Source organism: Pseudoalteromonas sp. APC 3495, from assembly GCF_030407645.1.
Classification (GTDB): Bacteria; Pseudomonadota; Gammaproteobacteria; order Enterobacterales; family Alteromonadaceae; genus Pseudoalteromonas; species Pseudoalteromonas tetraodonis.
Genome location: NZ_JASDDA010000011.1, coordinates 1 through 14,654, shown reverse-complemented (window position 1 = coordinate 14,654; position 14,654 = coordinate 1). Strand labels below are relative to the sequence as shown.

At 40.7% G+C, this 14,654-nt stretch carries 11 protein-coding genes; 8 read left to right on the top strand and 3 right to left on the bottom strand.

Going from position 1 to position 14,654, the window contains the following annotated elements:
• The first annotated feature begins 29 nt into the window (after window positions 1–29).
• The 5 genes from QL984_RS06570 to QL984_RS06550 all read left to right on the top strand — a co-directional run bounded on the left by QL984_RS06570 (window position 30) and on the right by QL984_RS06550 (window position 6,821).
• Window positions 30–734, top strand: coding sequence for a SapC family protein (locus QL984_RS06570; protein WP_138764060.1), 705 nt, complete (start codon window positions 30–32; stop codon window positions 732–734).
• A gap of 124 nt (window positions 735–858) precedes the next feature.
• On the top strand, window positions 859–1,893 hold the full coding sequence (locus QL984_RS06565; RefSeq protein ID WP_036954298.1) for an isoaspartyl peptidase/L-asparaginase: 1,035 nt from the start codon (window positions 859–861) through the stop codon (window positions 1,891–1,893).
• 128 nt (window positions 1,894–2,021) lie between these two features.
• A complete protein-coding gene (gene hrpA, locus QL984_RS06560; RefSeq protein ID WP_171046525.1) occupies window positions 2,022–5,909 on the top strand; it encodes an ATP-dependent RNA helicase HrpA in 3,888 nt (1,295 codons plus the stop codon).
• Between the two features lie 226 nt (window positions 5,910–6,135).
• Complete coding sequence (locus QL984_RS06555; RefSeq protein WP_036954303.1) at window positions 6,136–6,516, top strand: response regulator; 381 nt, start codon at window positions 6,136–6,138, stop codon at window positions 6,514–6,516.
• 8 nt (window positions 6,517–6,524) lie between these two features.
• On the top strand, window positions 6,525–6,821 hold the full coding sequence (locus tag QL984_RS06550) for a PilZ domain-containing protein (RefSeq protein WP_013465237.1): 297 nt from the start codon (window positions 6,525–6,527) through the stop codon (window positions 6,819–6,821).
• A gap of 9 nt (window positions 6,822–6,830) precedes the next feature.
• On the opposite strand, the gene QL984_RS06545 is transcribed toward QL984_RS06550, so the two are convergent.
• Window positions 6,831–8,021 carry a class I SAM-dependent methyltransferase gene (locus tag QL984_RS06545; protein ID WP_013465236.1) on the bottom strand — a complete coding sequence of 397 codons (1,191 nt, stop codon included), beginning with the start codon at window positions 8,019–8,021 and terminating at the stop codon, window positions 6,831–6,833.
• Between the two features lie 139 nt (window positions 8,022–8,160).
• Between QL984_RS06545 and QL984_RS06540 the strand changes: the two genes are divergently transcribed.
• Together QL984_RS06540 and QL984_RS06535 are read left to right on the top strand one after the other, a co-directional pair.
• Window positions 8,161–8,817, top strand: a complete 657-nt coding sequence (locus tag QL984_RS06540; protein ID WP_028835036.1) for an HD domain-containing protein — start codon at window positions 8,161–8,163, stop codon at window positions 8,815–8,817.
• Window positions 8,818–8,821: 4 nt separating this feature from the next.
• Window positions 8,822–9,250, top strand: a complete 429-nt coding sequence (locus tag QL984_RS06535) for a VOC family protein (protein ID WP_232311316.1) — start codon at window positions 8,822–8,824, stop codon at window positions 9,248–9,250.
• A gap of 47 nt (window positions 9,251–9,297) precedes the next feature.
• On the opposite strand, the gene QL984_RS06530 is transcribed toward QL984_RS06535, so the two are convergent.
• Both QL984_RS06530 and QL984_RS06525 read right to left on the bottom strand, forming a co-directional pair.
• Entirely contained in the window at window positions 9,298–10,293 is a 996-nt protein-coding gene (locus tag QL984_RS06530; protein WP_036954309.1) for a two-component system response regulator, read from the bottom strand.
• Window positions 10,294–10,310: 17 nt separating this feature from the next.
• Complete coding sequence (locus QL984_RS06525) at window positions 10,311–13,622, bottom strand: PAS domain S-box protein (protein WP_036954312.1); 3,312 nt, start codon at window positions 13,620–13,622, stop codon at window positions 10,311–10,313.
• Between the two features lie 245 nt (window positions 13,623–13,867).
• On the opposite strand from QL984_RS06525, the gene QL984_RS06520 reads away from it, so the two are divergent.
• Window positions 13,868–14,560 carry a SprT family zinc-dependent metalloprotease gene (locus QL984_RS06520; protein WP_036954315.1) on the top strand — a complete coding sequence of 231 codons (693 nt, stop codon included), beginning with the start codon at window positions 13,868–13,870 and terminating at the stop codon, window positions 14,558–14,560.
• The last annotated feature ends 94 nt before the right edge of the window (window positions 14,561–14,654 follow it).

Here is a 14,654-nt window from a genome sequence, read left to right as displayed (position 1 = left end):
ATCAAATTAATAAATAACGGAGCAGTAACATGGCGGAGCAACAAGTACAGCCTTTACACAACGAAAAACATGCCAACACTAAAATTAAAAATGGCATCAATATCGAATTTATGAAAACTCAACACTTAGTGCCAGTTGTAGCACACGAGTTTGCGCGTATCGCCAATGAGTTTCCAATGTCTTTTGTTAAAAATAACGAAACAGGTACTTTTCAAGCGGTTGCTATGTTTGGCCTAGAGCCAGGTGAAAACTTATTTGTTGATGGCGACAAATGGACAGCTGCGTTTGCACCTATGGCAACAACGCGTTACCCATTAGGTTTAGTAAAGCACCCTGAGCAAGATCAATTTGGTATTGTAATTGACGAAGCGAGCTCATTAGTTGGTGAAGAAGAGGGTAATGCATTATTCGAAAACGGTGAAGAAACTGATTACCTTAAGCATCGTAAAGAAGCGTTAGTATCGTTCATTGAGTTTTCACAAGTCACTGATGCGTTCACTAAATTCCTTGCTGATAAAGAATTACTAGTAGCACAAACGCTAACGGTTGATATTAAAGGCGAGAAAAAAGACATCAACGGTATTTACCTTATCGATGAGAAAAAACTAAATGAGCTAAGCGATGCAGACTTTCTAGAGCTTCGTAAACGCGGTTATTTAGCACCTATCTATTCTTTCTTAACGTCTACTCACCAAGTAGCACGTTTAGCACGTTTAAAAGCGCAACAAGCGTAATTTTTAAACAGAATTTAAAAAGCGCCTCAGGGCGCTTTTTTTATGCCATTAAACTCAGTTCACTTGAAAAACCCCACGTAACCATTCACATTAGTTTTAATATTAACTAACAAAAGAACGCACAATGAAAAAATCACTATTACTAGGACTGCTTTGCGGTAGTTTAATGAGTGTGAGCTCATCTGCATTGAGTGCGAGCACGCCGTTTGCTATTGCGATTCATGGCGGGGCGGGCACAATCGAAAAAAGTAAATTTACGGCTGATCAAGAGCAAGCTTACCGCGATAAATTAGCTCAAGCTGTTGAGGCCGGGTATAAGGTACTTGAACAAGGCGGAGAAAGCCTTGATGCAGTCACAGCAGCCATTGAAGTGTTAGAGCAATCGCCTTATTTTAACGCCGGACGCGGCGCGGTATACACCTATGATGGTAGCCATGAGTTAGATGCCTCTATTATGGATGGTCGTAACCGCCAAGCTGGAGCAGTTTCGGGCATTAAGCACATAGAAAGTCCAATTAAACTTGCCCGTTTAGTGATGGAAAAATCGGTGCATGTGATGCTAAGTGGCCAAGGTGCAGAAGAGTTTGCTAAAGAGCAAGGCGTTAGCTTAGTAGAGAATAATATATTTGATACAAAGCATCGCTATGAAGCTTTATTAAAAGCAAAGGAAAAACTAGAGGCGAGCAAAAGCACCAATAAAGATTATCAAGCAGCGCACAAGGCGTTACCCGCTAATTATAAAATGGGGACTGTGGGTGCGGTGGCACTGGATAAACAAGGTAATTTAGCCGCGGGTACGTCAACTGGCGGAATGACCGCAAAACGTTTTGGCCGTATTGGTGATGCACCAGTTATTGGCGCGGGTACCTTTGCAGAAAACGCCTCGTGTGCGGTATCGGCAACCGGCCATGGCGAATATTTTATTCGTTATAATGTGGCAAGCGATATTTGCGCACGAGTAAAATATCAAGGTAAAACCATTGCTCAAGCTGGGGATGAAGTAATAAATGGGGTGCTTAAACCGATTGGCGGCACAGGCGGTGTTATTATTGTTGATACAAAAGGCAATATTAGCCTGCCGTTTAACACCACAGGCATGTACCGTGCGAGTAAATCGAATACGCAAGCGACTTATGTAGGTATTTTTAGCGACGAATAAGCGTTTTTCTTTAGTGGCTGGAGGTTTATATAATAATCTGCTGATTGTTATGTCCTTTACAGGATTAACCCCAGCCATTTAATTTGCTACAATCGGGGCTCTTTGACTAATTTTTATAAGGTATGCAGGTGGTAAACCTAGGTCAGTTGTTTGGCGAGCTAAAAACGTGCTTAAAAAAAGATCAATTCAGTTTTAAAAAGCGCCTTCATGGCGTAAAAAAAATTACCGACGAGGCAAAACTTACCAGTGCGCTTGAAAAAATTACGGCTGATATCAGTCGCAGTCAATCGCTTCGCGAGCAGCGTTTAGCTGGGCTACCTAAAGTTACTTATCCTGAGCAATTACCGGTCAGTCAAAAAAAAGACACCATTAAAGAGGCCATTGCTAATAATCAAGTGGTGATTATTGCTGGTGAAACCGGCTCAGGTAAAACCACACAAATTCCTAAAATGTGTTTAGAGTTAGGACGTGGGGTTGATGGGTATATAGGCCATACTCAACCTAGACGTTTAGCTGCACGTAGCGTTGCCAATCGTATTGCAGAAGAAATGCAATGCGAGCTTGGTCAGCAAGTGGGTTTTAAAATTCGCTTTAGCGATCAGGTTTCTAATAACAGTTATATAAAACTGATGACCGACGGTATTTTATTAGCTGAAATACAACAAGACCGTTTTTTGAATCAATACGACACCATTATTATTGATGAGGCGCATGAGCGCAGTTTAAACATTGATTTTATTTTAGGTTACCTTAAAAATTTACTTCCTAAACGTCCTGACTTAAAAGTTATTATTACCTCAGCGACCATTGATCCAGAACGTTTTTCTAAGCACTTTGATGATGCGCCAATTATTGAAGTATCAGGCCGGACATTCCCTGTGGATGTACGCTATAACCCCATCAGTGATATCCAAAAAGAAGACATGGAAGCCGAAGGCGACCAGTTACAGGGGATTTTTGATGCGGTCGATGAACTTTGCGCTGAAGGCCCCGGTGATATTCTGATCTTTTTAAACGGTGAGCGAGAAATACGCGATACCGCAGATGCGCTAAGTAAGCGTAATTTAAAACACACCGATATATTACCTTTGTATTCAAGGCTATCGAACGCTGAGCAAAATCGTATTTTTGCGCCGCATTCGCGCCGCCACATTATTCTCTCAACCAACGTGGCTGAAACATCGCTAACGGTGCCAGGTATTCGTTATGTTATTGACCCGGGTACGGCGCGTATTAGTCGTTACAGTTACCGTACAAAGGTTCAACGCTTACCTATAGAGCCTATTTCGCAAGCCAGTGCTAATCAGCGAATGGGGCGTTGTGGACGTGTTGAAGCGGGTATTTGTATTCGCTTGTATTCAGAGGACGATTTTTTATCACGTCCTGAATTTACCGACCCTGAAATATTGCGTACTAACTTAGCGTCAGTTATTTTACAAATGCTGGCATTAGGGCTGGGTGATATGGCGCAATTTCCTTTTGTGCAAGCTCCAGATAGCCGAAATATTAATGATGGTTTAACATTGCTTGAAGAGTTAGAAGCGGTAAAAGCGGCTAAGCGTCATCAAAAAACCAGCCTAACACAATCTGGGCGAGAGCTAAGTCGTTTGCCGGTTGATCCGCGTTTAGCAAAAATGGTGCTAACTGCACATAAACTGGGTGCATTGCGTGAGGTGATCGTTATTGTTGCCGCGCTTTCAATTCAAGACCCCCGCGAGCGACCACAAGAAAAACGTCAAGCCGCGAATGAAAAACACGGTCGCTTTGACGATCCAGACTCTGACTTTATCGCCTTTTTAAACTTGTGGAATTACCTCGAAGAGCAGCAAAGTGAGCTGACCAATAGCCAGTTTAGAAAGCTATGTCAAAAAGACTTTTTAGCCTATATGCGTATTCGTGAATGGCAAGACATCGTTTATCAAATCAGCACTGTGTGCAATGAAATGAAAATGAAAGCCACCACTAATGTTGCAGACAGCGAGCTTATTCACAAAGCACTGTTAAGTGGCATGCTCAGTCATATCGGTTTTAAAGACGAAAAGCAGCTGTATAAAGGCGCACGTAATAGCCAATTTCATATTTTTCCAGGATCAGGCTTGTTTAAAAAGAGCCCCAAGTGGATGATGTCGGCTGAATTGGTAGAAACCAGTAAACTCTATGCCCGTATTAATGCCAAAATAGATGTGAACTGGGTAGAACCGTTTGCTCAGCATTTAGTAAAACGCAGCTACACAGAGCCTCATTGGGAGAAAAAGCCCGGTGCAGTGATTGCCTTTGAGCAGCAAACTTTGTATGGCTTATTAATTGTTAATAAACGCCGCTGTGTGTACAGCAATATTGACCCTAAAGTAAGCCGAGAGTTATTTATTCGCACAGCGCTGGTTGAACAAGAGCTGGGACTCAATGAAGCATTTTTAGCGTATAACCGCGAATTAATTGAAGATATTCAAGTGCTCGAGAACAAATCTCGTAGGCGCGATATTTTAGTTGATGAGCAAACCTTGTTTGAGTTTTACGAGAAGAAAATACCCAGCGATATTAACAATCGTGCTGCGTTTATTAAGTGGTATAAAACACAAAAACAGCAAGACAAACGCTATCTGCACATGACGCGTGAAGAGCTCATGCAGCATGGTGCAAGTAGCATTACCGAATTTGACTATCCAGATACATGGCAACAAGATAACTTAATGTTGCCGCTTACTTATCATTTTGATCCAGGCCAAGCGGTTGATGGCGTTGCCGTACAAATACCCGTTGCACTGTTAAACCAAGTGCAAGAAAGTGGCTTTGATTGGCATATACCGGCATTTCGTCATGAGTTAATTTGTGGGTTAATTAAGTCATTACCAAAGTCATTGCGTCGTAACTTTGTCCCTGCGCCCAATTATGCCGATGCGGTGTTAGCGGCTATAGAGCCATTACAAGGCTCGTTAATCGACTCGCTAAGCAATCGATTACTGCGTATGACCGGCGTCCGTGTAGACCCTGAGGCGTGGGATTTAACTGCGCTTGCTCCGCATTTAAGGCTACAATTTGAAGTGCGCGATGAACACGACAAGCTACTGGCACGTGGACTCGATTTAGCTAAACTTAAAGCGCAGCTACAAGGCAAGGTCTCCGACACCTTATCTAAAGTCGCCGACAAAGGCATAGAAAAAACCGATTTAACACAGTGGGATTTTGGAGAGTTACCAACATCCTATGTGAAAAAGCAAGGTCAGTACGAAATTAAAGCGTACCCTGCGCTGGTGGATAAAAAATCAACGGCGGCAGTGGAGTTATTCGATAACGAAATTAAAGCGCAATTAGCGCACCAGCAGGGGTTGCGTCGTTTAGTGTTATTAAACGTGCCATCACCCATTAAATACCTGCAGCAAAATTTACCAAACAAGGCTAAGCTAGGGTTGTACTTTAATCCTTTTGGTAAAATTGCCGATTTAATAGATGACTGCATTGCATCGGGTGTTGATAGCCTATTAGTTAAATATGGTGATATTCGTACAAGTGATGCATTTGAAACGGTTAAAGAGCATATTCGCGGCGAATTAGGCGACACCGTAGTAGCAATTGCAACCCAAGTAGAGCAAGTACTGAGTATTGCTCATGCGCTGCATAAAAAAATGAAAGGGCGAGTAGATTTAACCATGATCACTGCCCATGGCGATATTAAATCTCAGTTAGAATCGCTTATTTTTAAAGGTTTTGTGAGCCAGCATGGGGCGGATAAGCTCGGCGATTTAATTCGTTACTTAAAAGCGATTCAAAAACGACTAGAAAAGCTACCCGTTGACCCAAATCGTGATAGATTATGTGTACTAGAGCTTGAAAAAGTGGCGCAAGAATATAAAAAACTGACGAATAAAACCCCTAAAGGAATGCCATTGCCTGATGATGTTGAGGCTATTTTTTGGATGCAGCAAGAATTACGCGTATCCTTATTTGCGCAAACCTTAGGTACACCTTATCCAATTTCAACAAAACGTGTGTTAAATGCGATAAAAGAAATTGAATAATCCCTTTATTCGCTATTAAGCTAGGGTCTGTTGACCTTTTTGGATTAAAATTCGTTCAAACTAAGGGCGGTTTAATCGCGGCGCGAGGTTTGTAACCTAGTGGGCTAAGTAAAAACCACACCACATAGGCTCTGCCTTGCCTAAATACCAAACAGGCTACTGCAAATTCAACCTTGAACGGTCAACAGACCCTAAGGGACTAACTTGAGAAGGAAATGACATTGCTATGTCCTCATTACTAAAACACCAAGCGCGACAATTGTTAGTGGTTGATGATGAGTATTTCAATTTTGAAATACTCAAAGCAGGGTTAGCATCAACATTTGATTTAAGCTATGCTGATTCTGGTAAAAGTTGTTTAGCATCTGCCATTGCTAATCCGCCTGATATTATTTTGCTTGATGTATGTATGCCGGGGCTTGATGGTTATGATACCTGTCGCCTACTTAAACATACGCCAGAGACAAAACACATTCCGGTGGTGATGATATCAGGACTTGAGTCAGAGCTTGAGCAACAAGCAGGCTTTGACTCAGGGTGTGATGCTTACGTTGTAAAACCTTTTTCTATCGCCGTACTACGAGAAAAAATTAATAATATTGTGTAGAGGGAATTATGTTTACTGAAGATAAGCGAAACTACAGACGTATGCAGGTTAACACACCCGCTAAGTTAACCTCGATTGAGCCCGTCGCAGGACTAAGTTACACAGGCACCTGCCTTGACTTAAGTGCAACAGGGCTCTCCTTGCAGCTCGATGATTTATTAGAGCTTAACTCAATTTTATCGGTTGATATTGCATCAACCCATCCAAGCATTGCACCGTTAAAAGCCACTGCAAAGGTGATACGTGCCAGCACAGAAGAGGATGGCACGATAACCGCAGGGCTAGAAATTATTGAGTTTAACTAAAATTAGTGTTTAGTAAACCTTACAAATAAGGCCTTTAAGATAAAAGCCTTCAGGGTAGCTGCCCGCAATAGGGTGGTCAGCTGCTTGATTTAAGCGCTCCATGATCAGTAAATCTTTACCTGCATCAAGTGCTGCATCTGCAACCACTTTTTGAAACAAATTTTGTTCCATTAAACCAGAGCATGAGAAAGTAAGCAGTGTGCCGCCTGGTTTTAATATTTGCATCGCAATCATATTAATATCTTTGTAACCCCGACACGCCCCAGTTAACTGCGCTTTATTATCAGCAAATTTAGGCGGATCCATCACAATCGTATCAAACATCACGCCGTCTTCACGGTATTGGCGCAATAACTTAAATACATCTTGTTTTACAAAGTCGACTTTATTTAAATCAAGGTTGTTATGTTCAACATTGCGCTTTGCTGTATCAAGAGCTGGTTGTGAAACATCGACATTGGTTACATGCTTACAGCCACCACGCAGGGCATAAAGAGAAAACGTCCCCGTATAACTAAAGCAATTTAATACGGTTTTATCTTTTGAAAAACGCTCCAGCGCAGCACGGCTATCACGTTGATCTAAATAAAAGCCGGTTTTATGGCCTTCAAGAATATCAACTTCAATTTTTAAACCATTTTCTTCAATGATAACTGGCGCTGTGGGTTCATTACCCCAAAGCACTCCTTTAATTGGCTCCAAGCCTTCTTTAGTGCGCACATCTACATCTGAGCGCTCATAAATATTTGAGCCTGGGAAAATAGCCATTAATGCGCCAACAATTTCACCTTTGTGGCGCTCAGCACCGGCACTGAGTAACTGACAAACCAAGGTGTTATCAAATTTATCTATGGTAACACCCGGTAAATAATCTGATTCAGCGGCGCAAAGCCTAAAACCGGTCAGTCCACCTTCTTCAATCGCATGACTGCGAGCTTCTAAAGCACGACGTAGGCGACGCTCGAAAAAATGTTGATCTATGACTTCTTTTTCATCAAAGCTCCATACGCGCGCGCGAATTTGTGAATGCGGGCTGTAAGCCGCGGTGGCTAAAAACTTACCTTCACTGTCGTGTATGGTTACCGTGTCACCTAATCCAGGTTTACCTTTAATTTTTTTGATGGCTTTAGAAAATAACCAAGGGTGTTTTCTTTTTAATGATTTATCGCGACCAGCTTGCAGGTAAACGGCAGATGACATAGGGCTTCTCTGTAGTAATAAATAAGCGCTGTATTTTAGTCAAGCCACGCGCAACATACAATGAATGTTTTGCAAGGGCCTTATAAATCGCGTTAAAGTAGGGGATATAACCTCGTTTAAATAGATTTTTGGAAGCTCGGTGAACAATTTAGCCCTTAGCCCTTCATTAAAGCAACTTGATCAGCAATGCAGAGAATTTATAACAGCGCTTATCCATGCTGATGTAGCCCATGATATCACTCATATTGAACGCGTTGTCCGTGTCGCAGTTAAATTATGCACTGCTGAAAAAGCCAATATGAATGTTGTTTTACCTGCTGCGTGGTTACATGATTGTGTGGCCGTAGCAAAAAACCATCCCGATAGGGCAAAAGCTTCAACGATGGCTGCCGATAAAGCGATTAGTTTTTTAGCGTCTATTGGCTATGATGAAGCGCTATTTGATGATATTCACCATGCTATTGCCGCGCATAGTTTTAGCGCCAATATTGCTATTAAAACCGTTGAAGCACAGATTGTACAAGATGCTGACAGAATGGATGCTTTAGGGGCTATTGGTGTTAGTCGTTGTATGAAAGTGGGGGGCTCAATAAGCCGACTTTTATACAATCCTAATGATCCATTTTGTTTAGAGCGTGAACCTGATGATAAACAGTACACCTTAGATCATTTTTTTATAAAGTTGCTGCATATTGCAAAAAGTATGAATACACCTTCAGCTAAAGCTGAAGCACTTAGAAGAACAGATTATATGTATGACTTTTTAGAGCAGTTAAAATCTGAAATTGGAGGGTAAGACAGTGAGGCCAAAATTGAGCGGTATTGATCATTGTCATTTAAATGTTCAAAGCCTCACCCAAGCCGTTGATTGGTATGAAAAGGTGCTTGGTTTTACTGTAGTAGAGGAATTAGCATTTTGGAATGAAGAAGGCAAAGGCCCTTTAACGCTTGAAGATGAAAACGGATCGACACGTTTAGCTTTATTTGAGGCGCCAGGGCGAAGTAAAGGAATCGCTTTTGCTGCAACCGGTGAGCAATTTATAGCGTGGTTAGCACATTTTGAGCAGCTTGAAATTAAAACGATACTGGCTGATCATGGCGTGACTTTTTCTATGTATTTTAAAGATAACAGTGGGAATAGCCATGAGATCACTTCCCATGACTACCGCATTATAAAACAGCATTTTCCAGCTGTAGCGTTAGGCTCTCACAATGCCAAAAGAGGCTAGGTCCTGTTGAACTTTGTGCAGTAATATTTGTTCAAAAAAGAGACGATTTAATCGCGTTCTTGATGAGCCTTTTTTATCGCTAGAACAGCGTCTATCTGACCAATAAAAAGCTCAACTAGATGTGGGTCAAAATGTTTTCCCGCTTGGTGCTGCATATGTTCTATTGTTTGCTCAATGCTCCACGGCTCTTTATAAGGACGTTTTGATGTGAGTGCATCAAATACATCAGCAATCGCCACAATCCGTCCCTCAATCGAAATTTCTTCGCCTTTCAATCCATTAGGATAGCCTGTGCCATCCCATTTCTCATGATGTTCAATTGCCAGTACGTGGGCAAGTTGCAACAAAGGGGAGGGTGAGTTGGCCAATATTTTAGCTCCTATAGCAGCATGCTCCTTCATGTGTGCAAATTCGTCTGGAGTTAATTTTCCTGGTTTTAATAATATTGAATCAGGAATGCCTATTTTTCCGACATCGTGCATTGGTGCAGCTTGGCGTAATAACTCAGCGTGTTGTTCATTCATTCCTAGCGCTAAAGCAAGTACCTTGCTGTATTGACTCATTCGAGCAATATGTTCACCCGTATCGGTATCTTTGTACTCTGCCGCGCGACCCAATCGCTCAACTAAATCTACATGTGCTTGTTTTAGTTGCTCGGCTTGTACTAAAGAAAGATGAGTTTTTACCCTTGCCTTTACTATCGCAGGGCTAATAGGTTTGGTTATATAGTCAACCGCACCTAGCGAAAACCCTTCCGATTCATCTTGTTCTTGCGTGAGTGCGGTGACAAAAATGACCGGAATGTGTGCGGTTTTAGGATTAGCTTTTAAAATTTTGCACACTTCAAAGCCATTCATATCTGGCATCATAACATCAAGTAAAATGAGGTTCGGTGGATCGTTTTCAATTAATTGCAGTGCTAATGGCCCCGATTTAGCGAACGACAAACGGTAGTTACTCGCTAAAACCTCGCGCATTACTTTTAAATTTGCAGGTTCATCATCGACGATTAATATTCGCGCCTGATTTATAGATTGAGCCATCGTCGTCCTCAGAAGAGCTAATTATTAAGTGTGGTTAATAATGCATTGAGCTCTATTTTTGCATTATCAAATTCAAATTCATTAAACTGTTCACAAATGCTTAAAATAGCATTTTTATGCTGTTCTGGTGTTATTTTCTCAATATAACTTAATAACGTATCGTCCAACTCTGCTCGTTTAGCTTGGCTAAGTAAAAGCGTTAATTGGTGAATAAATTCAGCATTTGACACGGTTACTTTTTGTAATTTATTCTCTTTAAAAGCAATGTGTAAGTGTGATAATTCATCTGCTAGCTGCTGCCACTCTTGCTGACATTTTAATATGCACTGAGTATAACTTGTTATATCACGTTGTTTTTCAGCTTGCGTAATTAAGTAAGATAAATTATTGAGCGCTAAATTACCGGCAAGACCTTTTAAATTATGCAAAATATGAGCATGATGTTTATCGTTTAGCTTAATGGCCGCTAAGGTTTGCATACTATTTTGATGCTGAGCTAAAAAGAGCGCGACTTCTTTGAGGTGCTTTTCTTTACTGCCCCACATTTTCTCACCTTTAGCTAAATCTATACGGAGTTTTGAGTTAATCGGATCTGCAGTTTCTAACTGGCTTATAGCAAGCCCAAGCACTCTTGCTATTTCGTAGTTGAGCTGGTTTATGTCAACGGGTTTAGTTGTAAATCCATTCATACCCGCTTGTTTGGCTGTTAGCTTGTCTTGCTGTAGCACACTGGCCGTTAAAGCAATTATTGGGGTTTGCTCTAGTTGCTTTTGCTGCTCTAAAGAGCGAATTGATGCCGTAGCACTGATCCCATCGCATTTAGGCATATGAATATCCATTAAAATAATATCAAAGCGATGTTGATTAAATATTTCAATGGCCTCAAAGCCATTATTAGCCTTTCTTACCTGATGCCCAGCTTGTGAGAGCATAATGGTGAGTAGCTCAATATTTTGTTCAATGTCATCGACCACTAAGATTTTTAATGTTGGTAAATTAAATACGTTTTTACTAATGGTCTGTACCTGACTTTTCTCGCCTTTTTCAAGCGCGACAGTAAAGCAAAAGCAGCTACCTTGGCCAAGGGTACTTTGTGCATATATATGGCCACCCATTAACTCAACCAGCTGTTTACTAATCGTTGTTCCAAGCCCTGTGCCACCAAATCGGCGAGTTGTGGTGCCGTCTGCTTGCTCAAAAGGTTTAAAGATAGCCTCAAGACGATCTTTTTCAATACCTATACCTGTGTCTTGTACTTCAAATAAAATAGGATGATTGGGGTTATGAGTAACCGACAAAGTAACATGGCCTCGTTCGGTAAACTTTATCGCATTGCCGATTAAATTGGTTAGCACTTGGCGTAAACGCGTATCGTCACCAAAATAAAATGGATTCACATTGTCAGCTATTTTTAAATTGAGTTTTAGGTCTTTACGTTTTGCATCCAGCCAAAATGTCGACACAATATTGTCGAGTAATTCTTGCAAGTTAAAATGTACATTTTGAATTTCGAGTTTACCTTTTTCTAACTTTGCTGAGTCGAGGATATCGTTAAGTAAGTGCAACAAAGAACGCGCGGCGTTATTAACAGTAATTATTTGCTTCTGTTGATCTTTATTAAGCGGGCTATCTATCAAAATATCACTAAAGCCAATAATTGCATTCATGGGGGTACGTATCTCATGACTCATATTTGCCATAAAAGACTGTTTAGCTTGCGCGGCTACTTCAGCCTCGTATTTAGCTTGTTTTAAGCTTTGCTCATATTCATAGCGTTTGGTTATATCAACCAAAACGCCATCAACCCAGCGGGCATCATTTTTAGAGCCTGTGACAATACTTGCTTGATCCAGTACCCAAATAATATTGCCGTTGCGATGGCGAATGCGGTATTCAATTGAGTATTGATTGGTTGATGCAACCGCTTGATCAATGGCTAAAGAAATAGCCGCTTCATCTTCTTTAACAATCAGCTCGGCAAAGGTAATACGCTGCTCAGTAAACTCTTCAGCGCGATAACCCGTTAGTTCATAGACGCTTGGGCTTATAAACAACATACTCCAGTGTTCATCTAACAAGCAGCGAAATACAACACCGGGCATATTGTTCATCAAGGTACGATATTGTCGCTCTTTTTCAATTAAGCTTTGTTGTAATGCTTTTTGCTCAGTTAAATCGGTAATAAAGCCCACAAACAATGTTTCAGTTTGTAATTGCTTTACTTCACCAATCCCTAAGCGAATTGGAAATTGATGACCATTTTTATGTTTTGCCCACACATCGCGATTAACACCAATAACACGTTTTACCTCATGGTTTGTTGTATTTTTTAAAAAAGCATCGTGTTGATTAGCAATATCATCAGCCATTAATATTTTTACATTCTGGCCAATGACCTCATTATCTTGCCAGCCAAAAATTGTTTCTGCGGCTTTATTAAAGCTCAAAATAGTGCCTTTAATATTGATAGTAACGATGCCGTCAATGGCAGTTGATAAAATAGCATCAAGGCGAGACTCTTCAGCTGATTTTTTCCCCAACAGCATTCTGTAACGGATCATGCCATTGATGATCACAACCACCGCTGTTAATAAAAGCGTGGCGAACGACACACTAATAGCAATAAAGGTTAGATGTGATTGGTTTGTTTGCTCGTTAATTATCGGGCTTGTTGCAATAAATCGCGTAGCAGCCATGCCCATATAATGCATACCAGCCACGGCAAGGCCAAGAATAAGGGCGCAAATAATACGATTATGCACAGGCGTTAATTTTTTAAAGTGTGCTGGTAAATGAAAACGTGCATAGAGACTTATAAAAGACAGCAGCACTGCAACAACAATTGAAGCGCCAAACCATATTGGATCATAACGAAGTAAAGGACTTAATTGCATCGCTGCCATACCGCTGTAATGCATGGTGCCAACACCCGCGCCAAATAAAAGAGAGCTTAGAATTAAATTGATAATACGAGGGTGAGAGCTATATGTTTTCAAACAAGAAAAAGCAATGGTACATGCCAGTAACGCCGGTATAAACGACACAAAAGTGAGTGTGGGGTCGTATTCAATTGTAGTGCACAAAGAAAATGCGAGCATAGCAATAAAGTGCATGCTCCAGACCCCTCCGGCAAGGACTAAGGCTGCGGTTATATTGGCTAACTTTCGATAAGATTTAAAATGTGTATTATTTGCTAAATCGATAACGTGCAAAGAAAAATAAGCTGCAAAAATTGCGGTGAGTATAGATAGTGTCACTAAACTTGGGTCGTATACACCATTAATAATTAGGCTTGGATCTGGTTCGTTTATAAAAAAATTAGCTAACATCAATCATTCACATAATAACTCTTAAATTCAGTCTAATATAAAATACAATAATAATCACAAGGTATTGAGTTATAAATTACAAAAGCAACGTAAGTGTTTTAAGCTCTAAACCATACTATTTATTGAGTAGCACTAAATGCATTGTTATTAAAATGGCATTTAGTGGGGATTATTTATAGATCAGCCGTTATGGTACAAGGTAAAATAAAACCCAGTGGTTAATTATAAATAGGCAGCATTCATTGTTGGATTACACTTTAAAGCGAAGTAAGCAAAGAAAAACAGTGGCTATCAAAGTCGCACAACGTGAGCTTACGGTATATGCGCCCCATTTTGTAACGAAAACACAAATTAATGAATGGCTGTTAAGTAAACAGAACTGGATTGATGCTCAGTTACATAAGCAACAAATTCAAGCCGATACACGACAGTTTCCACTCAAAACCCAGAGTATTAAATTATTTAATGAAGCTGTTAATGTGCAATTTGAAAACGCAGCACGCACTCAATGGCAGCAGCACAATGAAAGCCAAACGCTGTTACTGAGTATTTCTTCACGTGTAAAGCATCAAACGCAAATGTATCAAAGTTTGCTAGAGCAGTTTTTGCATGAGAAATTAGAAAGTTATATTGAAATGCGAGTTAACGATTATTGTCAGCTGATGGGTGAAAAGCTACCGAGTAATATTCGTATTCAATTGTATAAACGTCGCTGGGGTAGTTGTAATCGCAGGCGTGAAGTAACCTTCAACTTACACTTGGCAAGTGCACCGACATGGGTCATTGACTACGTGATTGTTCATGAATTAGCACATTTAAAATATTTAAATCACAGCGCTCAATTTTGGCAACGTGTGGAATTATTTTATTCAGATTATAAACAAGCAAGTAACTGGTTAAACAATCATGGTATGAGTTTACAGTGGGTATTTGAATAAAAAGAAATAAGGTAGAGAAGTGGTGGAGGGAGCTGGATTCGAACCAGCGAAGGCTGAGCCGTCAGATTTACAGTCTGATCCCTTTGGCCGCTCG